Source organism: Mycobacterium sp., assembly GCF_044223235.1.
GTDB lineage: Bacteria > Actinomycetota > Actinomycetes > Mycobacteriales > Mycobacteriaceae > Mycobacterium.
Genome location: NZ_JBGAME010000001.1, coordinates 396,844 through 420,286, shown reverse-complemented (window position 1 = coordinate 420,286; position 23,443 = coordinate 396,844). Strand labels below are relative to the sequence as shown.

At 67.5% G+C, this 23,443-nt stretch carries 23 protein-coding genes; 4 read left to right on the top strand and 19 right to left on the bottom strand.

Going from position 1 to position 23,443, the window contains the following annotated elements:
• Positions 1 to 26 precede the first annotated feature (26 nt).
• The 7 genes from ADBZ6K_RS01845 to ADBZ6K_RS01815 all read right to left on the bottom strand — a co-directional run bounded on the left by ADBZ6K_RS01845 (position 27) and on the right by ADBZ6K_RS01815 (position 8,540).
• Entirely contained in the window at positions 27 to 1,478 is a 1,452-nt protein-coding gene (locus ADBZ6K_RS01845) for an HNH endonuclease signature motif containing protein (RefSeq protein ID WP_526344108.1), read from the bottom strand.
• Between the two features lie 72 nt (positions 1,479 to 1,550).
• A complete protein-coding gene (lgt, locus tag ADBZ6K_RS01840; RefSeq protein ID WP_526344107.1) occupies positions 1,551 to 3,317 on the bottom strand; it encodes a prolipoprotein diacylglyceryl transferase in 1,767 nt (588 codons plus the stop codon).
• Positions 3,314 to 4,102 (bottom strand): tryptophan synthase subunit alpha, encoded by a 789-nt coding sequence (gene trpA / locus ADBZ6K_RS01835; RefSeq protein ID WP_526344106.1) that lies wholly within the window; start codon positions 4,100 to 4,102, stop codon positions 3,314 to 3,316. Before trpA ends, lgt begins: the two co-directional genes overlap by 4 nt.
• Positions 4,099 to 5,391, bottom strand: a complete 1,293-nt coding sequence (gene trpB, locus ADBZ6K_RS01830; RefSeq protein ID WP_526344105.1) for a tryptophan synthase subunit beta — start codon at positions 5,389 to 5,391, stop codon at positions 4,099 to 4,101. Before trpB ends, trpA begins: the two co-directional genes overlap by 4 nt.
• Before the next feature lie 34 nt (positions 5,392 to 5,425).
• Positions 5,426 to 6,244 carry an indole-3-glycerol phosphate synthase TrpC gene (gene trpC, locus ADBZ6K_RS01825; RefSeq protein ID WP_526344104.1) on the bottom strand — a complete coding sequence of 273 codons (819 nt, stop codon included), beginning with the start codon at positions 6,242 to 6,244 and terminating at the stop codon, positions 5,426 to 5,428.
• A gap of 83 nt (positions 6,245 to 6,327) precedes the next feature.
• Positions 6,328 to 6,981: a TIGR02234 family membrane protein gene (locus tag ADBZ6K_RS01820; RefSeq protein WP_526344103.1), complete on the bottom strand. Its 654-nt coding sequence runs from the start codon at positions 6,979 to 6,981 to the stop codon at positions 6,328 to 6,330.
• On the bottom strand, positions 6,978 to 8,540 hold the full coding sequence (locus tag ADBZ6K_RS01815; protein WP_526344102.1) for an anthranilate synthase component I: 1,563 nt from the start codon (positions 8,538 to 8,540) through the stop codon (positions 6,978 to 6,980). Before ADBZ6K_RS01815 ends, ADBZ6K_RS01820 begins: the two co-directional genes overlap by 4 nt.
• A 49-nt stretch (positions 8,541 to 8,589) precedes the next feature.
• Between ADBZ6K_RS01815 and ADBZ6K_RS01810 the strand changes: the two genes are divergently transcribed.
• Together ADBZ6K_RS01810 and ADBZ6K_RS01805 are read left to right on the top strand one after the other, a co-directional pair.
• Positions 8,590 to 9,090: a peroxiredoxin gene (locus ADBZ6K_RS01810; protein WP_526344101.1), complete on the top strand. Its 501-nt coding sequence runs from the start codon at positions 8,590 to 8,592 to the stop codon at positions 9,088 to 9,090.
• 134 nt (positions 9,091 to 9,224) lie between these two features.
• Positions 9,225 to 10,325, top strand: a complete 1,101-nt coding sequence (locus tag ADBZ6K_RS01805) for a helix-turn-helix transcriptional regulator (protein ID WP_526344100.1) — start codon at positions 9,225 to 9,227, stop codon at positions 10,323 to 10,325.
• Between the two features lie 22 nt (positions 10,326 to 10,347).
• On the opposite strand, the gene hisI is transcribed toward ADBZ6K_RS01805, so the two are convergent.
• From hisI to hisD, 8 genes are all read right to left on the bottom strand, one after another.
• Positions 10,348 to 10,689 (bottom strand): phosphoribosyl-AMP cyclohydrolase, encoded by a 342-nt coding sequence (hisI, locus tag ADBZ6K_RS01800; protein ID WP_526344099.1) that lies wholly within the window; start codon positions 10,687 to 10,689, stop codon positions 10,348 to 10,350.
• Between the two features lie 64 nt (positions 10,690 to 10,753).
• Positions 10,754 to 11,539 carry an imidazole glycerol phosphate synthase subunit HisF gene (gene hisF, locus ADBZ6K_RS01795; RefSeq protein ID WP_526344098.1) on the bottom strand — a complete coding sequence of 262 codons (786 nt, stop codon included), beginning with the start codon at positions 11,537 to 11,539 and terminating at the stop codon, positions 10,754 to 10,756.
• Position 11,540: 1 nt separating this feature from the next.
• A complete protein-coding gene (locus tag ADBZ6K_RS01790; RefSeq protein WP_526344097.1) occupies positions 11,541 to 12,356 on the bottom strand; it encodes an inositol monophosphatase family protein in 816 nt (271 codons plus the stop codon).
• Positions 12,357 to 12,363: 7 nt separating this feature from the next.
• The gene (priA, locus tag ADBZ6K_RS01785) at positions 12,364 to 13,098 is read right to left on the bottom strand and encodes a bifunctional 1-(5-phosphoribosyl)-5-((5-phosphoribosylamino)methylideneamino)imidazole-4-carboxamide isomerase/phosphoribosylanthranilate isomerase PriA (RefSeq protein WP_526344350.1); all 735 of its coding nucleotides are present in this window, start codon (positions 13,096 to 13,098) and stop codon (positions 12,364 to 12,366) included.
• A 23-nt stretch (positions 13,099 to 13,121) separates the two neighbouring features.
• Positions 13,122 to 13,745 carry an imidazole glycerol phosphate synthase subunit HisH gene (hisH, locus tag ADBZ6K_RS01780; RefSeq protein WP_526344096.1) on the bottom strand — a complete coding sequence of 208 codons (624 nt, stop codon included), beginning with the start codon at positions 13,743 to 13,745 and terminating at the stop codon, positions 13,122 to 13,124.
• The gene (gene hisB, locus ADBZ6K_RS01775; RefSeq protein WP_526344095.1) at positions 13,742 to 14,350 is read right to left on the bottom strand and encodes an imidazoleglycerol-phosphate dehydratase HisB; all 609 of its coding nucleotides are present in this window, start codon (positions 14,348 to 14,350) and stop codon (positions 13,742 to 13,744) included. The genes hisH and hisB overlap by 4 nt, the downstream gene beginning before the upstream one ends.
• Positions 14,347 to 15,495 carry a histidinol-phosphate transaminase gene (locus tag ADBZ6K_RS01770; protein ID WP_526344349.1) on the bottom strand — a complete coding sequence of 383 codons (1,149 nt, stop codon included), beginning with the start codon at positions 15,493 to 15,495 and terminating at the stop codon, positions 14,347 to 14,349. Before ADBZ6K_RS01770 ends, hisB begins: the two co-directional genes overlap by 4 nt.
• 2 nt (positions 15,496 to 15,497) lie before the next feature.
• Positions 15,498 to 16,823, bottom strand: a complete 1,326-nt coding sequence (hisD, locus tag ADBZ6K_RS01765; RefSeq protein ID WP_526344348.1) for a histidinol dehydrogenase — start codon at positions 16,821 to 16,823, stop codon at positions 15,498 to 15,500.
• 105 nt (positions 16,824 to 16,928) lie between these two features.
• On the opposite strand from hisD, the gene ADBZ6K_RS01760 reads away from it, so the two are divergent.
• Positions 16,929 to 17,801: a formate/nitrite transporter family protein gene (locus ADBZ6K_RS01760; protein WP_526344094.1), complete on the top strand. Its 873-nt coding sequence runs from the start codon at positions 16,929 to 16,931 to the stop codon at positions 17,799 to 17,801.
• Positions 17,802 to 17,871: 70 nt separating this feature from the next.
• Positions 17,872 to 18,510 carry a LysE family translocator gene (locus ADBZ6K_RS01755; protein WP_526344093.1) on the top strand — a complete coding sequence of 213 codons (639 nt, stop codon included), beginning with the start codon at positions 17,872 to 17,874 and terminating at the stop codon, positions 18,508 to 18,510.
• 16 nt (positions 18,511 to 18,526) lie between these two features.
• Here ADBZ6K_RS01755 and ADBZ6K_RS01750 read toward each other — a convergent pair whose 3' ends face one another.
• From ADBZ6K_RS01750 to ADBZ6K_RS01735, 4 genes are read right to left on the bottom strand one after another with little or no spacing between them, the layout of a single operon-like run.
• Positions 18,527 to 20,047: a carotenoid oxygenase family protein gene (locus ADBZ6K_RS01750; RefSeq protein ID WP_526344092.1), complete on the bottom strand. Its 1,521-nt coding sequence runs from the start codon at positions 20,045 to 20,047 to the stop codon at positions 18,527 to 18,529.
• Positions 20,038 to 21,060 carry a fatty acid desaturase family protein gene (locus ADBZ6K_RS01745; protein ID WP_526344091.1) on the bottom strand — a complete coding sequence of 341 codons (1,023 nt, stop codon included), beginning with the start codon at positions 21,058 to 21,060 and terminating at the stop codon, positions 20,038 to 20,040. The genes ADBZ6K_RS01750 and ADBZ6K_RS01745 overlap by 10 nt, the downstream gene beginning before the upstream one ends.
• Entirely contained in the window at positions 21,057 to 22,316 is a 1,260-nt protein-coding gene (locus tag ADBZ6K_RS01740; protein WP_526344090.1) for a hypothetical protein, read from the bottom strand. Before ADBZ6K_RS01740 ends, ADBZ6K_RS01745 begins: the two co-directional genes overlap by 4 nt.
• Complete coding sequence (locus ADBZ6K_RS01735; protein WP_526344089.1) at positions 22,313 to 23,329, bottom strand: polyprenyl synthetase family protein; 1,017 nt, start codon at positions 23,327 to 23,329, stop codon at positions 22,313 to 22,315. The genes ADBZ6K_RS01740 and ADBZ6K_RS01735 overlap by 4 nt, the downstream gene beginning before the upstream one ends.
• Positions 23,330 to 23,443 lie beyond the last annotated feature (114 nt).

Below are 23,443 nucleotides of genomic sequence, written 5' to 3'. Positions count from 1 at the left end.
CCAGCATGCCAGAAATCAGAACCGCCTCAGAAGGGTGGCGCTTCGTAGTTGTCGGCGATCCGTTCTTCGTGTTCTCGCCGCTCTTCGGCGATCCGTTCCTCGTTCACCCGGCGCTCTGCGGCGATCCGCTCGGCCCGATCCTGCGCCCGGGTGCGCCTGCGTCGGGGCATCATCAAACCCCGCCCGACGCCCTCCACGGTGGTTGTCGTGTCCGTCCTGTCCGTCACAGCCACCTCGATGGTGCCCGTTGGGGTGCCCAGGCACGGGAAGAACAGGGCGCCGGCCGGCTTGGTGGTGTACGTCTGCCCGCTGGGCGACGTCAGAATCACCGTGCCGTCGGGAAGCTGCTGATCTTTCCAGCCGCCTTTGCCTGTCCAGAAGGTCTTGATGAGGTGGTGGTGAGGGCAGTAAAGCTTGGTGTTGGACGGATGAGTGGGGCCAAAGGGCCACGGGATCGTGTGGTCGACCTGGCATACCTCCGCCGGCTGATCGCAGCCCGGCCACCGGCAGGTGAGATCACGGAGCCGGATGAATTCTGCCAGCGCCGCTGACGGCCGATACCCAGGCTCTGCGATCGGCGGAGGTATCACCAACGGCTTGACCTTCGCTGTTGCCGCCAAGTCCCGGACCTGCTCGGCGGCCAGAGCACCGAATCCCGGGAGGTACCCCGGCATCTCCGATGTGCCGGCCACCGTGGCAGGGTCAGCCATCACGTGGACGACGATGTTCTTCCGCGGCGGCGCGTTTCCGGCCGCGGGGCAGTCCGCCGACCCGCACCGGCACGTCAAGCTCGTCCGGTAGTCGGCCAGGGCCCCGATAGCGTCGGCGCGGCGTTGCGCCTGAGTGCGTGGATCATCAGGGCACACCGTTGCGGCCAGGCCGTCGAGCACCTGCTCCAGCACCGCGGCGTCCGGCGCTTCGACGTTTGCAGAGATACCAGCCATCCCCGGCATCGTCGGCCCGATGTCGACGAAGCGGTCTTCAGTCGGTTTCTTGGGCTGCTTGACGCCTGCGGGATCGAACCGGGCAATCCACATGTCAATGCGCTCGATGAGCTTGGGCGCTGAGAACCGCATCCACTTCACCACATGCCGGGCCAGCGCCGCGTCGACGCTGGCCATACGTTCAGGGTCGTCGATCAGCGATGTCCGATTGACGATCGCCGCCATCATCCGAAAGTCGATGGCGCCCGAGGCGAACACCTTGGCGACCTCAGGCAGCTCTTCACGCAGGGCGATCGCGTATTGCAACTGTGCGGCACCGCGTCCCCGGCTGATCCTCATGGCGGCAGAAATCTCGGCGACAACATTGGCATAGCCGTCGATCGCCCAGCACTCACGATCAACGTCGTCCTCGGGGGCTCGTCGCGCATACAGTTCGCCGATTCCGGCCAACCGCCTCGCGCACGCCGCATTCTCGTCCCGCATCGACGACGTCACCGCATCGAGCACAGCGACATCATCGAATTCGTCGAACATATATTCGATTTTAGAGAGTGGGGCTGACAATTTCGGGCGGTCACCTTCGGAGATGACCGCGCATCCGTTTTGTCAGGAGCGGCGCTGCCGCACCCATCGACGCACCCGTCCGGCGACCTCTTCCGCCTGGGCCAACCGCTTCTGCACTGCAGGTTTGTTCACGTACTCGCGCACCTTCGACGATGCGGCTGCCACGGCATGCCCGACCGCCGGAGCAGTCTTCGGCTTGACCTCGTCAACGGAGTTCTTGGAGTCGTCCGCCGCCCCACTCTCGGGCGTCACGTCCGTCCCAGCGGAAGACTCATCGCCGATCGCCTCAGCTGCGGCCTCGACATCGGCGGGCACTTCAGTGACCGCATCGGCCTCCGCCGCCGCCTCGGCGACCGGCTCAGGCTCTAGCCCCGCGGCCTGCTCCGCTACCTCGGCAACCTCATCCGACTCAACAATCTCCTCGACCGGAGCATCAGCAACCTCGGCTGCAAGCTCGTCGGCCTCGACAACCGCCTCACTGTCGAGTTCATCACCCTCCGGCTCAACGGGGGCCTCGGCCTCCGCGGCCACCTCAAGCTCTGTGGCCCGCTCCCCCGCCTCGGCAACCTCCTGCGCCTCAATAACTTCCTCGGCCGGAGCATCAGCGACCTCGGCTGCAAGCTCCTCCGCCTCGACAGCCGCCTCGCTGTGCGGACCCTCCTGCGGCTCCACGTCGGCCTCATCCGCCTCAGGCGCTTCGGCTTCCCCGAAGAACTCCGAATCCTCGATCGCAAAGGACTCGGTCTCGCCTTCGGCGGCGTCGGGCATGAGCGATTCCGCACCAGCGTGTGCCTCGGCCCCGGGATCCTCGGGCCCGGCGCCTTCGGCCTCCTTCCGCTCCGCCTGAGCGGCCACGGTGACCGCCGCGACCGATCCGGTCGTCGATGCGACGACCGTCAACTCCTTGGCGAGCTCCTTGACCGCCGAATCTTCGTCCCTCGTCTCGCCCGCATTCCCGCGCAACGTGGCCGGATCCTCACGCCCCTTGGGCGCGACCATGATGTAGACCACCGCGCCGATGAAGACGAACGTCGAGGTGAACGAGTTGACCCTGATCCCCGCGATGAGCGTCGCCGTGTCGCTGCGCATGAGCTCGATCCAGAACCGGCCGACGCAGTAACCCGCCACATATAGGGCGAACAACCTGCCGTGCCCGAGTTTGAACCTCCGGTCCGCCCAGATAAGCACGGCGAAAGCCAGCACATTCCACAGCAATTCGTACAGGAACGTGGGATGGACCACGCTGATGGCCGGTCCGGTGGCAACCCCGTTGAGCGAATCGGGCATGCCATTGGCATTCACGCGCTCGTAGATCTCCAGACCCCACGGCATGGTGGTCGGCCTGCCGTAGAGCTCCTGGTTGAAGTAGTTACCCAGCCGCCCGATCGCTTGGGCCAGAACGATTCCCGGCGCGATCGCGTCTCCGAACGCCGGCAGCGGAATGCCTCGCCGCCTGCAGGCGATCCACGCGCCGACACCGCCGAGCGCGACAGCGCCCCAGATGCCCAGTCCGCCGTCCCACACCTTGACGGCGGCCCACAGGCCCGCACCACCGTCGCCGAAGTACGTCGGCCAGTCGGTGAGCACGTGGTAGAGCCGCCCGCCGAGCAGACCGAATGGCACCGCCCACAGGGCGATGTCGTAGATGACGCCGCGCTCGCCGCCCCGCTGCTCCCACCGGCGATCGCCGATGGTCAACGCGACGATGATGCCCGCGATGATGAACAGCGCATAGGCGCGAAGGGGAAACGGGCCGAGGTGCCAAACACCCTGTGACGGACTGGGAATGTACGCCAGTGTCGACGTCACGCGGGAACCCTCTGCCGAACACCGTCGGCAAGTTCCGCAGTAAGCTCCCGCACCGCCGGAATGCCGTCGCGAAGCGCGCTGACGAGGGCCGATCCGACGATCACCCCGTCCGCGTACGCCCCGATCTGAGCGGCCTGTTCACGCGATCGAACCCCGAGTCCGACACCCACCGGGATGTCCGACACCGCCCGCACCCGCGCGACGAGTTCGGGTGCGGCGGTGGACACCGCATCGCGTGCACCGGTGACGCCCATCGTCGACGCGGCGTAGACGAATCCCCGTGACGCGGCGGCGGTCGCCGCCAGCCGCTCCGGCGTGGACGACGGCGCCACCAGGAAAACCCGGTCGAGGTCACGGGCGTCGGAAACCTCCAGCCACTCCTCGGCCTCGTCGGGAATCAGGTCGGGGGTGATCAGGCCGAGCCCGCCCGCAGACGCGAGATCCCTTGCGAAGGCGTCGACACCCCACTTCAGCACCAGGTTCCAGTAGGTCATCACGACCGCCCGCCCACCCGCCTTGCTGATCGCTTCGACCGCGGCAAGCGAATCGCGGACGCGCACACCGCCCTGCAGCGCGGCCTCCGTCGCCGCGGCGATCGTCGGCCCATCCATCCCGGGATCCGAATACGGGATGCCGACTTCGATGATGTCGCAACCGGATTCGACCAGCGCCGTCATCGCCGAGATCGAGGTGGATACGTCGGGGAACCCGGTGGGCAGATATCCGATCAGCGCGGCGCGGCTCTCCGCTCGGCACGCCTCGAAAACACCGGCCAACCGACTCATGACTTCTCCGGTTCCTTGTCTTCTTTCTCGACGTCTTCCTTGTCGAGCAAGCCAAACCACTTGGCCGCAGTCTCCACGTCCTTGTCGCCCCGCCCGGACAGATTGACCACGATCACCGATCCCGCACCCAGCTCCCGACCGAGGTCCAGCGCACCGGCCACCGCGTGCGCCGACTCGATCGCGGGGATGATGCCCTCGGTGCGGCATAGCAGCCGGAAGGCGTCCATCGCCTCGGTGTCGGTGATCGGCCGATACTCGGCACGACCCATGTCCTTGAGGAAGGCGTGCTCGGGTCCGACACCCGGATAGTCCAGGCCCGCCGAGATCGAATGCGATTCGATGGTCTGGCCTTCCTCGTCCTGTAGCAGATAAGAGAACGAGCCCTGAAACGCGCCAGGCGAGCCGCCCGTGAAAGTGGCTGCGTGCCGCCCGGTTTCGACGCCGTCACCCGCGGCCTCGAAACCGACCAGGCGAACGCCGGGGTCGTCGATGAATGCGTGGAAGATGCCGATCGCGTTGGATCCCCCGCCGACACACGCGGTCACCGCGTCGGGCAGCCTGCCGGCCTGGGCCTGAATCTGCACCCGGGTCTCCAAGCCGATGACCCGCTGGAAATCGCGCACCATGGTCGGAAACGGATGCGGTCCGGCGGCCGTGCCGAAGCAGTAGTAGGTGTTGTCGGCGTTGGTGACCCAATCGCGGAACGCCTCGTTGATGGCGTCTTTGAGAGTCTTGGATCCGGCCTCGACCGAGACCACCTCCGCGCCGAGCAACCGCATCCGGGCGACGTTCAGCGCCTGCCGCGCGGTGTCGATCGCGCCCATGTAGACGATGCAGTCCAGGCCGAGCAGTGCGCAGGCGGTCGCGGTGGCCACGCCGTGCTGACCGGCGCCCGTCTCCGCGATGACACGGGTCTTGCCCATCTGGCGCGCCAGCAACGCCTGCCCGAGGACGTTGTTGATCTTGTGAGATCCGGTGTGGTTGAGGTCTTCTCGCTTCAAGAAGATGCGGGCGCCGCCCGCGTGCTCATTGAGCCGTTCGGCCTCGTAGAGCGGGGACGGCCGACCGCTGTAGTGCTGCTGCAGCCGGTCCAGCTCATCGAGGAAAGCCTGGTCGCCGCGGGCCTTCTCATACGCGGCAGTGACCTCCTCGATCACCGCCATCAAGGCCTCTGGGACGAATCGGCCGCCGTAGACGCCGAAATGGCCCCTGGCGTCGGGGTCGTGGGATGTGGGTTCAGCCACGGCTGCGCTGGAACGCGGCAGTTTCGGGCCGGCGAGATCGGACATCATGATCCTCTTCGCGCTAGCGGTTGGTCACCCGTCAGCGCGATGGTTTCGGGCAGGACGGATGACGGCCTGCGGTGACCAAATCGGCAACGGCGCCGCGGGGATCGCCACTGGTGACCAAGCCCTCGCCGACGAGCACGGCGTCGGCGCCCGCCCCGGCGTACGCGAGCAGGTCGGCGGTCCCCCGGACGCCGGATTCAGCGATCCGGATGACGTTGGAGGGCAGCCCCGGCGCGATCCGTGCGAAACAGTCCCGGTCCACCTGCAACGTCTTCAGGTCGCGCGCGTTCACCCCGATGACCCTGGCACCCGCCTGCAGGGCCCGGTCAGCTTCCTCCTCGGTGTGGACCTCGACCAGCGCGGTCATGCCCAGCGATTCGGTGCGCTCCAGCAGCGATTCAAGTACCGGCTGCCCCAGTGCCGCCACGATCAACAGCAGCATGTCCGCGCCGTGCGCCCGAGCCTCGTGAATCTGGTAGGGGCGAATAATAAAGTCCTTGCGCAACACGGGAATCGACACCGCCGCACGCACCACGTCCAGATCATCCAGCGAGCCGTTGAATCGGCGCTGCTCGGTCAGGACACTGACCACGCGGGCGCCGCCCTCCTCGTAGGAACGTGCGAGCTGGGCTGGATCGGCGATGGTCGCCAGCGCCCCACGCGACGGACTGGCGCGCTTCACCTCCGCGATCACCCCGATGCCGGGCTGCCGCAGCGCCGCGAGGACGTCCAGCGGCGGAGGCGCGGCCAGAGCCCGCTCCTTGATCTCCGGCAGACCGATGACGGCCTCACGGGCGGCAACGTCGGCATCGACTCCTTCGATGATGGAGTCGAGCACGCTCGCCGAACTCATCAGCCGCCACTCCCCTTCCGGCCCGCCACGGACGAGATCGATTGATCTCCATCGAAGGGTAGCCGCCACCACACGGCCAACTCTCACCGACCCTTATTGTCCGGATCGATCGGGTCCTCGATGGGACTAGAGGTGGGATCAGACGTGGGATCGGAGCCATCATCGAGCGCATCCCAGATCATCCGTTCCGACATCCTTTCCCCCGGGCCTTCCCCTGAACCCTCGCGCGAGGTATCCCGACCAACCGCCGCGCGCCGCGCCGCGGGTGCGGCGTACTTACCGGCCGATGACCGCGACCCCGCGGCCGACCTGATCAACATGACCGCACCCATCAGCGCACCGAGCGCCGCCACCAGCGTGATCACCGCGCCGGTGTAGTGGCGCTGGGTGCCGACCAGATCCGCCACCGGAACCTCGGCGAGGTGCGCGGCGCGCACCGCTACGTCGCGAATCACCCACAGGCTGATCGCGAGGTATCCCATGCCCGCGCTGGCCGCGCCGACCAGCACCGCCAGCAGCCGAAGCGGCCAGCCACGCACCGCCAGCGCAGCCACCGCGGCGGCGAGCGCCACCAGTGCCAGCGGCAGCAACGCCGTCGACCAGGCCGCGCCGGTCAGCGCGGCTGTCTTGGGCTGGCCCAACCCGTCGAACGAGCTGACCTCGACCCACGTCAGCCGGGACGCGAACCACAAGGCGACCGCGGTGAGGACGAGCAGCAACTGGGCTACACGGATCACGGCACCGGCCGGCGGGTGTCGACTGATCCCGGCGCGGGCTGGGTCAACGTTTCCGCTGCGGCGACGGCGTTGAGCACCGCGCGCGCCTTGTTCGAGGCCTCGTTGTACTCGTACGGGCCGTTGGAGTCGGCCACGACCCCCCCACCGGCCTGGACGTATGCGGTTCCCCGCCGCATGAGCGCGGTGCGGATGGCAATCGCGAAGTCGGCGTTCCCGGCGAAGTCGAGATAGCCGAGGATCCCGCCGTAGAGGCCCCGACGGGTGTTCTCGACCTCTTCGATGAGTTCCATCGCCCGCACCTTCGGCGCCCCGGACAACGTGCCAGCGGGAAAACACGCCATGACGGCGTCCAGCGCGGTCCTGCCTTCGGCGAGCTGACCGGTCACCGTGGACACCAGGTGCATGACGTGGCTGTACCGCTCGATGTGGCTGTAATCCTCCACTCGCACCGTGCCCGGCCGGCACACCCGGCCCAGGTCATTACGGCCGAGGTCGACCAGCATCAGGTGTTCGGCGCGTTCCTTGTCGTCGGCCAGCAGGTCCTTCTCGAGCAGCAGGTCCTCCTCCTCGGTCTGCCCGCGCCACCGCGTTCCCGCGATCGGGTGGGTGGTGGCGCGGCCGTCCTGGACCGTGACCAACGCCTCCGGGCTCGAACCGACGATGGAGAAGTCGAGTTCGCCGTTCTCGTCGGGGACGTTGAGCAAGTACATGTACGGGCTGGGATTCGACACCCGCAGCAGCCGGTAAACGTCGATCGGATCGGCCTCGGTGTCCATTTCGAAGCGCTGGGACGGCACCACCTGGAACGCCTCACCAGCCTCGATGTCGCAGACGAGCTTCTCGACGATCGCGGTGTACTCCTCGACCGTGCGCTGTGCGCGGTAGACCGGCGCCGGGTGGCCGAACGTGGCGACAGTCGAGGGCAGCGGCTGCCCCAGCGCCGCGGTCATCACGTCCAGCCGGGTCACGGCGTCGTCGTAGGCCCAGTCGACCCGCTCATTGGTTGCGTTCCAGTTCACGGCGTTGGCGATCAACGTGATCGTGCCCTCGTGATGGTCCACCGCGGCGACGTCGGTGGCGAGCAGCAGCAGCATGTCGGGCAGGCCCAGATCGTCGACCGCCAGTGCGGGCAGCCGTTCGAGCCGACGCACCATGTCGTAGGCGAAGAACCCGATCAGCCCGCTCGACAGCGGCGGCAGACCCGGTAGCGGGGCCGTCTCCAGCAGTTCGAGCGTTGTGCGCAGCGCCCGCAGCGGATCGCCGCCCACCGGGGCGTCCTGTGGCGTCACGCCGAGCCATACCGCCTCGCCGTCCCTGACGGTCAGCGCCGACGGCGCACCCGCACCGATGAACGACCAGCGGGACCATGACCTGCCGTTCTCCGCCGATTCGAGCAGGAACGTCCCGGGCCGGTTGGCGGCGAGCTTGCGATAAGCCGACAGGGGCGTCTCGCTGTCGGCGAGAACCTTGCGGGTCACCGGCACGACACGGTGCTCGGCGGCCAACACCCGGAAGTCCTCGCGTGTGGTCGTGACAGCGAGGTTGGCAGTGGTTTGCACGGATCAATCCTCCCAGACCGTGTTTGTGAGCCGGCGTAGCGTGACATCCATGAAACGTGGTGACCGGGTGCCCGAGTTCGACCTGCCCGATCAGACCGGCGCCACGCGCAGCCTGACAGGTTTGCTGGCCGACGGTCCGGTGGTGCTGTTCTTCTATCCCGCCGCGATGACACCCGGCTGCACGAAGGAGGCCTGCCACTTCCGCGACCTGTCGGCGGAGTTCGCCGCGCTGGGTGCGTCCCGAGTGGGCATCAGTACCGATCCGGTGGACAAACAGGCGACGTTTGCGCAGACCCAGGGGTTCGACTATCCACTGCTCTCCGACGCCGACGGCCGTGTCGCGACCCAGTTCGGCGTCAAACGCAGACTGCTGGGAAAACTCATGCCGGTCAAACGCACCACGTTCGTGATCGACACCGACCGAACCGTGCTCGCGGTGATCGCCGGCGAATTCAACTTCGAAGGCCATGCGGACAAGGCCCTGACGGTCTTGGGAGAGCGGGCGCCCGGCGGCAACGGCCACCAGGCGCCCGCCTCCCCCTCCCCCTGACAAGGGCTCCCGCCACTGACAGGCAACCAGATCGTGGCGTCAAAGTCCTCATGCAGATGGTTGAGTTCACGACCGACGCAAGGCCTGAAGGTGTGGTATACGTCTGCGAAAGGCCAGCGTACGGGGAGGAAACGATGGTTTCCGTCGATGAGTTCTCCCGGCTCGTCGACGTCGTCTATGCGGGCGTGACCGCCTCGACGCAGTGGGCGGAACCGATCGTGCACATGAATCGCGCCCTCGGCGGCAGCGGCGGCGCCATGCTGACCGCGAGCGCCGCGGTCTGGACCATCGACAACGCGGTGCTTCCCAGCGGAGCGGCCAAGGATTACGCCGAGCGCTACTGCCACCTGGACTTCACCCGTGCCGTGATACAAGCGGGTCCGATCGGCGCGGTCCGAACCGCTGCCGAACTCGTCCACCCCCATCGCGGCACGGAGTTCTATCGGGACTGGCTGCACCCGAACGGATTAGAAGACGCGCTGTATGTCCGGCTGGACGTCGGGGAGCCGATGTGCTGCATCATGCACACCGAAAATCGGGCCGAGCGATTCGACACACCCGGGCGAATGCAGCTCATGGCGGCGCTCGCCCCGCACCTGCAGCGGGCCGGCCGGATGAAGCGCCGACTCGGGATCGCCATCGACCTCAACTCCGATCTGGCGGGCGCGCTGAGCGCGGTCGGGCACGGCCTCGTGGTGATCGGGCCCGGCGGATCGGTCGTCTTCGTCAACGCCGTCGCCGAGGACATCCTCCGCGCCGAGGACGGCTTGCGCTTCCGTCTCGGCCGCATCGCCGCCGCCTCGCCGAACGCGCAGCGCGCGTGGCGCTGTGCGACGCAGCGCGCGCTCGTGGGCGACGGGGAAACGCGATCGGGGCAATCGTTCTTCTGCGACCGGCCCTCTGGGAAGCGTCCCTATGTCATTCGGGTGATCCCGCTGCTGCACCCGATCACGCGGGAGGGCGGCGCCGAACCCACTGCGCTGGTCAGCATCACCGACCCCGAGGACAGACCGAGTCCGCAGAACGAACTCTGGCGGCGGCTCTACGGCTTGACCGAGACCGAATCCCAGGTCGCCCTGCACATCATGGAGGGCGACAGCACCAGGCAGATCGCCTCTGAGCTGTCGGTGTCGTTCGCGACGGTGCGGACCCATCTGCAACACGTGTTCGAGAAGACCGGCACACATCGGCAGGGCGAACTCGTTCGGCTGCTGATGGCGATCAGTCCGCCCTAGCGGCTTACCGAACTACTCGCCACTACTCGCCCAGCAGCAGATCCGCGTCGAAGCAGCTGTGGTCGCCGGTGTGGCACGCGCCGCCGACCTGATCGACCTCGAGCAGTACCGCGTCGCCGTCGCAGTCCAGCCGCACCGAGTGCACACGCTGGGTATGGCCTGACGTCGCCCCCTTGACCCATTGCTGTCCACGTGAGCGCGAGAAGTAGGTCGCCTCACGGGTTTCCAGCGTGCGGGCCAGCGCATCGTCGTCCATCCATGCCACCATCAGCACCGCGCCGGTGCCCCGCTCCTGGGTGACCGCGGTGAACAGGCCGTCGGCGTTGCGTTTCAGCCGAGCGGCGATCGCGGGATCCAGGCTCATGGGATTTCGGCGCGCTTTCCGTCGCTGAGCGCACGAAAGCGCGCCGAAATCACGGACTGTGGGGTCATCGGACCACGATTCCGTGCGCGGCCATCTCGGCCTTCACCTCGCCGATCGTCAGCTCCCCAAAATGGAAGACACTCGCGGCCAGCACCGCGTCGGCCCCCGCCTCCACCGCGGGCGCGAAGTGCTCCACCGCACCGGCGCCACCACTGGCGATGACGGGCACCGTGGTCGCCCCGCGGACTGCGCGCAGCATCGGCAGATCGAATCCCGCCTTGGTGCCGTCGCAGTCCATCGAGTTGAGCAGGATCTCGCCCACGCCCAGTTCGGCACCGCGAACAGCCCACTCGATGGCATCGATGCCGGTGCCACGGCGACCGCCGTGTGTGGTCACCTCCCAGCCCGATGGCGTCGGCTGCGCGTCCTGCGGAACGGTCCTGGCATCGACGGACAACACGATGCATTGCGACCCGAACTGGCGGGCCAGGTCGGCCAGAAGCTCGGGCCGTTCGATCGCGGCGGTGTTGACGGACACCTTGTCCGCCCCCGCGCGCAGCAGCATGTCCACGTCGCCGACCGATCGGACTCCACCGCCGACGGTCAGCGGGATGAACACCTGCTCGGCGGTGCGCTTGACCACCTCGAGCATCGTCGCCCGGCCCGACGAGGACGCCGTGACATCAAGAAATGTCAGCTCGTCGGCGCCTTCGGCGTCGTAGGCTGCGGCGAGCTCGACGGGATCTCCCGCGTCGCGCAGATTGACGAAGTTGACACCCTTGACGACCCTGCCGTCGTCGACGTCCAGGCACGGGATGACCCGAACGGCAAGGCCATGCGCGTCGGTCATGTCAGTAATCCTCCGGCTCGCCGACGGACCGGACGGTGTCCAGGATCGCCTCGTGCACCCCGGGCAGCCCGACCAGGGCCGAGCGGGAGTCGATGGTCCAGGGCTCCCCTGCCAGGTCGGTGACGATCCCCCCTGCGGCGCGGACCAGCGCGACCCCCGCGGCGTGATCCCAGACATGGTGGCCGAAACTGATGGCGCCGCCGAGAACTCCCGCGGCGGTGTAGGCGAGATCGACCCCGGTGGCGCCGTGCATACGCACCCGCGAACACCGGCGACTGAGCTGTTCCAGGGTCGCCAGCCGGTAGCGGCCCGGGAACCGGCCACGAGAATCGACGTTGAACGTGCCGATCCCGACGATGCTGTCGCCGAGCACGGCCGGGCGCAGCGGCTGCTGGGCAATCCCGTTGGCGTACAACGGCCCGCCGACCACCGCGCTGTAGCGCTGGTCGGTGAACGGCAGCCAGGTCAGCCCGGCGATGGGTTCACCGTCGCGAAGCAGACCGAGCAGGATGGCCGCCACCGGGGATCCCGCCGCGTAGTTGAACGTCCCGTCGATCGGGTCGAGCACCCAGACCAGGGGGCCGTGGACGTCAGCGCCGCCGAATTCCTCGCCGTGGACGCCGATTCCGGTCGCCGAGTTCAGCGCCTCGACCACCTGCCGCTCGATCGCGAGGTCGACCTCGGTCGCGAAATCGTTGCCCTTCTTGCGGACCGCCTGCTCGGCCCGGTGGCCGGCGACAAAGGGTTTGGCGGCGGCATCGAGAATGACGGCCGCCTCCGCGACCAAGCCCTCGACATCGGCGTCATCGATTGCCATGGACGCCCTACTGCCCTACCGCCGCGAGCGCGTCCGACAAGGTGAACCGCCCGGCGTAGAGCGCCTTTCCGACGATGGCGCCTTCGACACCGCGGTCGGTGAGGGTGGCGATCGCCCGCAGATCATCGAGGCTCGACACCCCGCCCGACGCGATGACCGGGGCATCGGTGCGATCGGCGACCCCACCCAACAACTCGAGGTTCGGACCCGTCAACGTGCCGTCCTTGGTGACATCGGTGACGACGTAGCGCGAACAGCCTTCGCGCTCAAGCCGTTCGAGCACCTCCCACAGGTCGCCCCCGTCGGTTTCCCAACCGCGGCCGCGCAACCGGTAGCTGCCGCCCGACTGATCGATGAGCACATCCAGCCCGACGGCCACCCGCTCGCCGTGCTCGGCGATCATCTGAGCGCACCATTGCGGGTTCTCCAGTGCGGCGGTGCCGATGTTGACGCGCGCACATCCGGTGTCCAGCGCGGCGCGCAGCGAATCGTCGTCGCGGATGCCGCCGGACAGTTCCACCGCGACGTCGAGCTTGCCGATGACATCGGCAAGCAGTTCGCGGTTGGAGCCGCGTCCGAAGGCGGCGTCGAGGTCGACGAGGTGGATCCAGTCCGCGCCGTCGCGCTGCCATGTCAGCGCGGCGTCCAGCGCCGAACCGTACTCGGTTTCACTGCCCGCCTTACCCTGAACGAGGCGAACGGCGCGGCCCTCGACGACATCCACGGCGGGCAACAGGATCAGCGACGGTTGTGACGGCACGGAGCTCAACCTAGTGCCTGAACCCAGTTGGCCAGCAATGTGGCTCCGGCATCCCCGCTCTTCTCCGGGTGGAACTGGGTGGCCGACAGCGGTCCGTCCTCGACCGCGGCCAGGAAGGGCACGTGGTGGGTGGCCCAGGTCAACAGCGCCGCTGGATCGCCTTCCCACTGCTGGGCGGCGTACGAGTGCACGAAGTAGAACCGGGTGCCCGCGTCCAAACCCTTGAACAGCGTGCTGCCCGCAGGTGCGTCGACGACGTTCCAGCCCATGTGCGGAATGATGGGCGCATCCAGCCGCAGTACGGAACCCGGCCACTGGCCGCAACCCCTGGTCTCGACTCCGAACTCGACCCCCCGCGCGAAGAGGATCTGCATCCCGACGCACACCCCGAGGACGGGTCGGCCCGCTGCCAGCCGCTCCGCGATGATCCTGTCACCCTCGATCTTGCGCAGGCCGCTCATGCATGCCTCGTAGGCGCCAACCCCTGGCACCACGAGACCGTCGGCCGATGACGCCGCGCGTTCGTCGGCGGTCACCTCGACGTCCGCGCCGACGCGCTGCAGTGCCCGCTGGGCGGAGCGCAGATTGCCCGAACCGTAGTCCAGCACCACAACGGATCTGGTTGTCACAGGGCACCTTTGGTGGACGGCACGCCGGTGACCCGGGCGTCGTACTCGACCGCCTGACGCAGCGCACGCGCCACCGCCTTGTACTCCGCCTCGGTGATGTGGTGCGGATCGCGGCCGTACAGCGTGCGCACATGCAGCGCGATGCGCGCGTTGAACGCCAGCGATTCGAACACGTGCCGGTTGATGACGGTGTGGTAGGGCGCCCTGGAACCCGCGATCGTGAACTCGACCATGTAGTCGGGTTCCCCGGTGTGCACGAAGTACGGCCTGCCCGACACGTCGACGGCGGCGTGCGCCAGCGTCTCGTCCATCGGGATGAACGCGTCGCCGAATCGGCGGATACCCACCTTGTCACCCAGAGCCTGGCCGAGCGCCTGCCCAAGCACGATCGCGGTGTCCTCGACGGTGTGGTGCGCTTCGATTTCGATGTCGCCCTTGGCCACCACGGTCAGGTCGAAGCTGGCATGCGTGCCCAGTGAGGTCAGCATGTGGTCGAAGAACGGCACCCCGGTGTCGATGTCGACGACTCCGGTCCCGTCGAGGTCCAGCTCGACGGAGATGTCGGATTCCTTCGTTGTGCGTTCGACTTTCGCGCGGCGACTCACTGTGCTCCTACGGTGCTGTCGGGGACTGATGCCAGTTCGGTGGCGGCGAGTACGGCGCTGGCCTCCAGGAACGCGTCGTTCTCCTCGGCGAGGCCGGTCGTGGCCCGCAGATATCCGGGGATGCCGACGTCGCGGATGAGGACACCGGCGTCGAGGTAGCGCTGCCACGTCGCGGGCGCGTCGGCGAATTCGCCGAACAGCACGAAGTTGGCGTCGCTGGGGATCACGCGAAAACCCATGTCGGTCAACGCTTCGCTCACCCGCTCGCGCTCTGCGATCAGGGTCGCGACGCTGCCGAGGGTGTCGTCGGCGTGGCGCAGCGCGGCACGCGCGGCGGCCTGGGTCACCGACGACAGGTGATAGGGCAGGCGCACCAACAACATCGCGTCGATCACCGCGGGCGCGGCGATCAGGTATCCCAGCCGGCCGCCGGCGAAGGCGAAGGCCTTGCTCATGGTGCGGCTCACGACGAGCCTGGCCGGGTACTCGTCGATGAGCGCCACCGCGCTTGGCTGCGACGAGAACTCGCCGTAGGCCTCGTCGAGGATCAGGATTCCCCCGGTCATCACGTCGAGAAGCCGGCACAGGTCGTCGAGCGAAACACTTTGGCCCGACGGGTTGTTGGGACTGGTGACGAACACGATGTCGGGCCGGTGCTCGGCGATCGCCTCGGTAGCCACGTCGATGTCGATGCCGAAGTCCTCGGCACGGTTGGCGACCAGCCACCTGGTCTGGGTGCCGTCCGAGATGATCGGATGCATCGAGTATGACGGCACGAAGCCGATCGCGCTGCGGCCGGGGCCGCCGAAGGCCTGCAGCAGCTGCTGCAGGATCTCGTTGGATCCGTTTGCCGTCCAGAGGTTTTCGACGCTCAGCGACACACCGGTCTGACCGCTCAGGTAGGCGGCAAGATCAGCGCGCAGCGCCACCGCGTCGCGGTCGGGATAGCGGTGCAGGTCGCGGGCGGCGTCGCGGACCGACGCGGCGACATCGTCCACCAGCGCCCGGGTGGGCGGATGCGGATTCTCGTTGGTGTTCAGCCGAACCGGGACCGCGAGCTGGGGTGCGCCGTAGGGCGACTTGCCCCTCAGGTCGTCGCGCAGCGGCAGGTCGGCCAGGGTGACACCGCCGCCCACACCGGCCACACTCACGATTCGAACCTCCGGCGGACCGCCTCCCCGTGGGCGGGCAGGTTCTCCGCCTGCGCCAGGGTGATGACGTAACCGGACACGTCCTTCAACGCCGCCTCGGTGTAATCCACCACGTGGATGCCACGCAGGAAGGTCTGGACGGACAGCCCGCTGGAATGACGCGCGCAACCGGCGGTGGGCAGCACATGGTTGGACCCGGCGCAGTAATCGCCCAGGCTGACCGGGGCCCACGGACCGACGAAGACGGCGCCCGCCGCGCGGATGCGCCCCGCGACCTCGGCCGCGTCGACAGTCTGGATCTCCAGGTGTTCGGCGGCGTAGGCGTTGACGGCGCGGACCCCGGCGTCGAGGTCGTCGACAAGCACGATGGCCGACTGGCGCCCGGTCAAGGCCGCGGTCACCCGCTCCCGGTGCACGGTCGTCGTCAGCTGCTTCGCGAGTTCGCGGTCGGTCGCCGCGGCCAGCTCTTCGCTGGGTGTCACGAGGACGCTGGCCGCCATCTCGTCGTGCTCGGCCTGACTGATCAGGTCCGCCGCCACGTGCGCCGGGTCGGCGGTGTGGTCGGCCAGGATGGCGATCTCGGTCGGACCGGCCTCGGCGTCGATGCCGACCTGTGAGCGGCAGATGCGTTTGGCGGCCGTGACGTAGATGTTGCCGGGTCCGGTGATCATGTCCACCGGCGCAAGGTCAGCGCCGTCGGTGTCGGTGCCGCCATGGGCCAGCAGGGCCACCGCCTGCGCACCGCCGACCGCCCACACCTCGTCGACCCCGAGGAGTGCGGCGGCGGCCAGGATGGTCGGGTGCGGCAGCCCACGAAACAGCCCCTGCCCGCCGGCCTGGGGCGGGCTGGCGATCACCAGCGAGTCGACGCCAGCGGTCTGGGCCGGCACCACGTTCATCACCACGCTGGACGGGTAGACGGCGTTGCCGCCCGGCACGTAGAGGCCGACCCGCTCCACCGGCACCCAGCGTTCGGTGACGGTGGCCCCTGGGGCCAGGGTGGTTGTGGTGTCGGTGCGGCGCTGATCCGCGTGCACGGCGCGGGCCCGGTCGATGGCGACCCCGAGCGCGGCCTTGACGTCGGTATCAAGCTCGGCGAGCGCACGTCGAAGCGCCTCTGCGGGAACCCGGACGGTGGCGGGCCGGATGCCGTCGAAGGACTGGCCGTAGTCGAGGGCCGCCTCTGCTCCGCGCTCGGCGACGTCGTCGATGATCGGTCTGATCTTGGGTACGACGGCGTCGACGTCGACGCCACCGCGCGGCAGGGCGGCACGCAACCGGGCGGCGGACAGGTGCACGCCGCGGAGATCGATTCGGGACATCTCGAAGCTCGCCATCCATCCGATTGTCCCTGATCGGTCCAGCCGAATGAAATCAGTTGCCGGCGCCCCGGTGCGGGCTTCCCCCAAGTCTGCGACGGTTACCGCATGACCACGCCCGGCTTCGATGTCAACAAGCTTTTTCCCGGCAAGTTCTTCATCAGCACAGCGCTAGATGTGCTCGAGTCGAAGAAGAAGATGACAGGTCATCTCCGCCGCCGCTACATCCAGCGCGCCGCCATGGCCGGCATCATCATCGCGATCTTCTACGTCATCAACTACTCGATCGTCGCCGCCTTCGACGCGATGAGCGATCCGCCCGGCCAACTGCACGCGGTCGGCAAGCTGCTCGGCGCGTTGGCGTTCGGCTGGGCACTGGTGTTCATCTACTACTCCAAGTCCGAGCTGCTGACCTCGACCATGATGATCGTCTCGATCGGGGTCTACTACCGCCGGGTGACTCCGATCCTGATACTGCGCATTCTCGGGTTCTGCTATCTCGGCAACATCCTGGGCGGCTTGCTCGTGGCCGCCATGCTGCGGGGCAGCACGCTGCTGAATGCGGGCGTCCTCAGCGCGATGCAACACGGGGTTGCGGTCAAGACCGGCTATCTCGACCACGGATTCACCGGCTGGCTCGACCTGTTCGTCCGGGCGATCCTGTGCAACTTCATGATCAACCTGGCAATGCTGTTGGTTTACAACGGCTACCTGCACGACGACATCGCCAAGTGCCTCACGATGATCATGGCGGTGTTCGTGTTCGCCTACCTCGACTTCGAGCATTCGGTGGCCAACACGGTGCTGTTCATGATCGTCGGATTGCAGGACGGCGTCGACGTGGGTTCGGTGTTGGGCAACCTCGGAATAGTCTTGCTGGGCAACCTGATCGGCGGCGGCGTCCTCATCGGCTTCTACTACGCGTGGGTCAACGACGAACGAGACCGGCATCTGCCGCGACCGTGGCACCGGAACAGCTGAGGCCCGCCTGTCGCCCCTGGCCGTCGATAAGGAGGTGCCGGGCACCCGCATCGCCTGACAGACTGCTCACATGGCGTGGGAAGTGTGGCTGACGTTCCTCGGCGCGGCGATCCTGATCAGCGTGTCGCCGGGCGCGGGTGCGATCCAATCGATGGCTACGGGTGTGACGCACGGCGTGCGGCGCGGGTATTGGAGCGTCCTCGGCCTGCAGCTCGGGTTGATGCTGCAACTCACCCTCGTCGCGGTCGGGCTGGGAGCAGCGGTCGCGAACTCGATCCTGGCGTTCAACGTGATCAAGTGGATCGGCGTCGCGTACCTGGTCTACCTGGCCGTCCGGCAATGGCGCACGGCCACAATCGATCTGCGCGAACAGGTGACCCACGCTGTCAGCGGCGGACGCCTGGCGCTGTTGGCCCGCGGGTTCCTCGTCAACACCACCAATCCGAAGGGTCTGGTGTTCTTCCTTGCGGTGCTGCCTCAGTTCGTCGTACCCACCGCGCCGCTGGTGCCGCAATACCTGGCCATCGGCGCGACGCTGATCGCCGTCGACATGGTGGTGATGGGTCTCTACACGGGTATGTCGGTGCGTCTGCTGCGCTGGCTGCACACCCCACGCCAGCAGACCATCGTGAACAGGCTCTTCTCCGGCCTGTTCGCCACGGCGGCCGTCGTGCTGTCGCTGGTCCGGCGCGGCCCGTCGGTGGTGTGACGCGATGAGCGTCCCGTCAGGTCCGCGGTGCCCAGTTCCCGTGAAACCCGGGCGGCACCCGCTGGGGCAGATGCACGGTCGCCACCACCTCCAGTGTCGGCGCGTCGAGTATGAGCAGCTGCCCCTCATCGACGCGCTGATCGGTCACATACCCGATCAGCACACCGTCATCTTCTGAGTCGGCCCAAGGGTTGGGGACGAAGGACATCTCCCCGAATGTCACCGCCGGGTCCAATGTCGTCTCTTGAGCCGACCCCGTTTCGAAGTCGACCTTGACGAGCTGGTGGCACGTCTTGTCGGCAATGTCGGCAAGGGCACGGCGGCGGAAGCCCTCGAGGGTGGGCAGATAGCCGTAGCGGTACCTCCTGCCGGCGAACGTCTCGTTGATCTTCGGAAACTCCAGCCAGCGGTCATCGAGGCGCTCCATGTGCACCGTGCCACGAGTCAAGTCGATGGTCCAGCGGTCGAGCGCGGGGGATCCGTCACTTGGCGCCAACACGTCGTCGTCGAACATCCTGTCGTAACGCGTCACATCGAGAACCACAACCTCGGCACCGCCCCGGTGTTCGGAGTATCCGTTGACCGCGTGGAACACGTAGCAGGGCTCGATCTCGAACCAGCGCACATCGGAGTTGCCGCCGTCGCGGGGCATCACACCGATCCTGGCCGGGTACACCGGATCCCATGAATACGGGATTCCCGGCTTCATGCGAGTGACGCGGCCTGCTATTGCCGCCAGCGAACCGGGAACCTTGACCTTGCCGACCAACGACCGCAACACCGACTCCACCGGCTTGTGCAGCGGGCGGGGCAATTGCATCGATTGGGCGACCATGGACACGTTCAGGGTGACGGGCAGATCGTAGAACACGACGTACTTCTCGGTGAGGGTGAAGTCGTGCATCATCGTTTGGCCGTGCACGTCGATGTCGACGGTGCGGCGGACCCGGCCATCCCTGCCGACGACCGAGTACTGGACGGTGTTGCCGCGGCACAAGGAGTACGAAACGGCATGCATCTCACCGGTGTCGGGGTCGATGTGCGGGTGAGCCGTGTAGCCGCCCGGCAGAGTGCCGTCAAAGTCGCAGATCCCGATGGTGTCGAGTTCGTCGGTGAGCTCATAGGTGGCCATCCCGGCCTCGATCAGGGCCAGCGTCCGCCTGGCGTGGCTGATCACATTCGTGTTGGGACTGACGACGGTCATACCGGCGCTCGGTTTGATTGCGGCCGTGGGACTTTCGCCCAGCGCCTTGCTCATCGACGGGGTGCGCACCCAACGGTTGCGGTACCACTGCGCCTTGCCGTCGCGCAGCGATATCCCGTGCACCATCGCGTCGCCGCTATAGAGGTGATGGGTGGCGGCGTCGACCGCACCAACCGGATTGGGACCATTGCGCAGGTACCGGCCGTCCAAGAAGTCTGGAATGTTGCCGGTGACCCGCAGGTCCGCACTGGTCACCTCGCGATATACGGGTTCCCAGTCTTCCAGCGGCATCGGCCGTTCGCCTGCCGCGAGGGATGCCCCGATCAGATCCATGCGAACCAGGGCAGATACCGCGACCGGACGGTGCCCTCATCAAGCCGCTTGTCCAGGTTGGCCTTCCACCGCTGGCCGTAGCCCGCGTCGAGGAAGCCGTTGGGCGCCACCAGACGCCAGGCCGAGTTGAGCGTCATCCAGTAGGGCACGATGACGTCCGGCTCGACCTGCCGCATGAAGTCCAGTTTGTCGGGGATCTGGCTCCAGTGGATGCCGGGATAGCGGTGATGCACACTGTGGTAGCCCTGGTTGAAGATGAAGAAGTTCAGCCAGTTGCCAACGGTGTTCATCGATTTGCTCGGGTCGTCCTCGAACACCCGTGCCGGGGCGTGGGTGAGCCAGGCGAAGTAGCCGCCGCTCACCTGGGTCACGACGAACGGGATGAAGTAGAAGAGCGCGAACCGGGTGGTGTCGGTGACGTACCAGGTGGCCGCGACAAGCGCGAGTACCAGGGTGAAGTCGACGATGAACTGGCGGCGCCGCTTGCGCCGGCCCGGCGATGCATCGGCCGCGAAAACCGTTCGTATGGTGTGGCTCTTCACCACGAGGCCGTACCTGGTCCAATACCAGATCGCACGCAATCCCTTCTCGCGTCCTTCGGTGGAGGTGACGTCGCCGGGACCGTCGTTGAAACGGTGATGGCTGAGGATGTGCACCTCGCGCATTTCGGCCGCCGTCAGGGTGGCAGGCAGGCAGCACAGTACGTCGACGATTCGGTTCGCTCGCCGCGACACGAACAGGGGCCGATGGGTGTGCATGTGCAGCACGCCGATCGTGATCGAGAAGTTCGCCAGCACCAGTACGCACATCAGCGGCACCGCCAGGTACCAGTTCGTGGCGGCAGGCACGAACAGAGCGAGGGCAAGCACCCCGATCCAGCCCACGATGTGCGCCAGCGGACCGATATTCGCCGGGTGCTCGAGCTTCAGCACCCGGCGGCTGAACGGGGGCCGTTCGGATGTGGTGGGTGTGGCGGGTTTGCCGGTGCCGGTGGGGACCGATTCGGTGGTCATGGGCGGACTCCTGGATTCTCAAGGGCGGAGAGCTGAAAATGGGCCGCGAGGGTCCGCATCGCGTCGACGTCGGCGGGATCCAACCGTTCGACGGCGCCAAAGGCCAGATGGTCGGCGATCATCATCCGGCGAACCTCGCTGTCGGGCAGCTCGCCCGTCAGCGGTTCGTCGGTCATGGCCCCCACGAGGGCGAAGACGTTGCCGACGATCAGCGACTCGATCGAAGGCGGCACCGATCGTGTGTCAGTGAGACCGAACACCTGCAGGGCTGGGCCTGGCGCGGCGCCGCCCGACCCATCGATGGTTCGGTCGATCGCCACGTCGACGGACCGGCGGACCCGTTCCAGCATCGTCGTCCAGTAACTCGACGAAGTGCCGGCCAGCAGGGCCGCGCCGAGCCGCAGTCGCTGCCGATAGGGCGCAGGTGTCCCGACGCTGGCACACAGGAACGCTGTCGTCGTGATGGCCATGTAGGCGACAGCGGCTCGGGCGCCACGACTGGCGGTACGCGCGTCGATCATCGCCAGCAGCACGAAGCCGCCCAGGGCCGGGATCAGCAAGCGCAGCATGACCGCTGTGGTCAGTTCTTCGTGGTCGCCGGCTCCGTACAATGCGAGTTCGCCGTCGCGGAGGTCGTTGGCGAGTTGGGCGACGGTGCCGATGCATCCGGCCAGCTCACCCAGTTCGGTTTCGCTGCAGTCGTCGCCGGTGACCAGTGCGCAGGCGTAGAGAACGGCCCGCCCAAGTACACCCTCGCTGTAGGCGGACCGCGGCAGGGTTGAGTCGAGATTCTGTGCCATCACCCGGCCGACGTCGACCAGCATCCGCCCGGCACGTTCCCGCCCCTCCACGGGCAGGGCCGACAGCAGCGCCCGGACGTCCCGGATGCGCTCGGCGAGCACCAGGTCGACGGCTTCGCTGTCGCGGACGCCGACCCCGTCCAGCAGTGGGGGCGGCGTGTCGGTCACACCGTTGAGATAGCCGACGGCGGCCAGGACCGCGCCGCTCGCCATCGGTCGGTCCATGAGGTCCTCATAGGCGTCGAGCACCCGGCACGCCAGAATGGCGGCGGTGGCTTCGGCACGCAGCTCCGCGGGCAGGAAGGCGACCGCGATGCCCAGATTGCGGGCCGCAGGTATGAGCACCAGCCGCGCCAGCTCTTGCGGTGACCGCGCCGCATGCAACGCGGGTAAGTCGGGTACCCGGCGCAGGTGCCGCAGTCCGTAGGCCACGGCGCCGACGCGGCCGCCGCTCATCGGGACACCACCCGTAGCGAGAGCTCGCGCAGGTGATCACGCGCGGGGGACGTCGGGAACACGTCCAGGGCCCGGCACGCGGTCTCCGCGGCGCGGACGGCGACCGCACGGGCGGCCCGGGTGGCTCCGCTGCGCACCAGGTCCGCCTGCAGGTCGGCACTGGTGGTCTGCTCGCTGAACCACATCTCACGAGCGCGGTGGCTGCTGGCCAACCATTCGATGACCGGCCAAGTCGGCACCCGGCGGTCGAGGTCGCCACCGGCCTCCTTGCCCAGGGCGGGTCCGCCCTCGACGTCGCGCACGTCGTCCATGATCTGGAACGCGAGGGCCAGCTGGTCGGCGTACACCATCAGGACGCGCAGCCGGTCGTCGTCGACGCCGCCCGCCGTGCCTCCGTAGGAGCAACACAGCCGGAACAGAGTTCCCGTCTTCGCGCCTGCCACGAGTTCGTAGTGCCGGCGCAGGGCCGCATCCTCCAATGCGGGCGGCATCGTCTCCACCAGCTGGCCGAACGACAGTTCCGAGATCCGGTCGAGGTAGGTGACGCCGGGGACCTTTCCCAGCCGCGCGAATACCGGCGGATTGTCCGCCACCACCTGCGCGATCGTCTGCAGAGCGTGGCCCGCCAGGTGGAATCCGGCGCGTGCGGCGGTGCGGACGCCGAACGCGGCGGGGACCGACGGGGCATCGCGCCGCAGGTGCGAACCGTCGCAGATGTCGTCGTGGACCAGGGACGCTTCATGGAACATCTCCATCGCGCACGCCAGGGCGACCACGTCGTGCAAAGGTGCGACGTGGTCCGAGGGCACCAGGCGGGCGCAGGCCAGAAGCAAGGCCGCCCGGACCCGTTTGCCGGGGGCGGCGAGTATGTGGCGGTAGATCGCGTCGAAAGTGCCACCGGTGATGAGAATTTCGTGCAGCCGATCGTCCACCAGCATCACATGATCGGGTGTCGCCATCAACGAGGGCCGGCCCGCGGTTCCGCGGTCGGACCCCGATGAAACCACTGTCATGGCGATATTGTGCCGCTCACGCCCCTCCGTCGCACAAGATCACCAATCCGGGCTATACCCGTGCAACCCGCGGTGTCAAGTATCCCCGCCGAGGGTGCCGTGAATGTGGCGTTG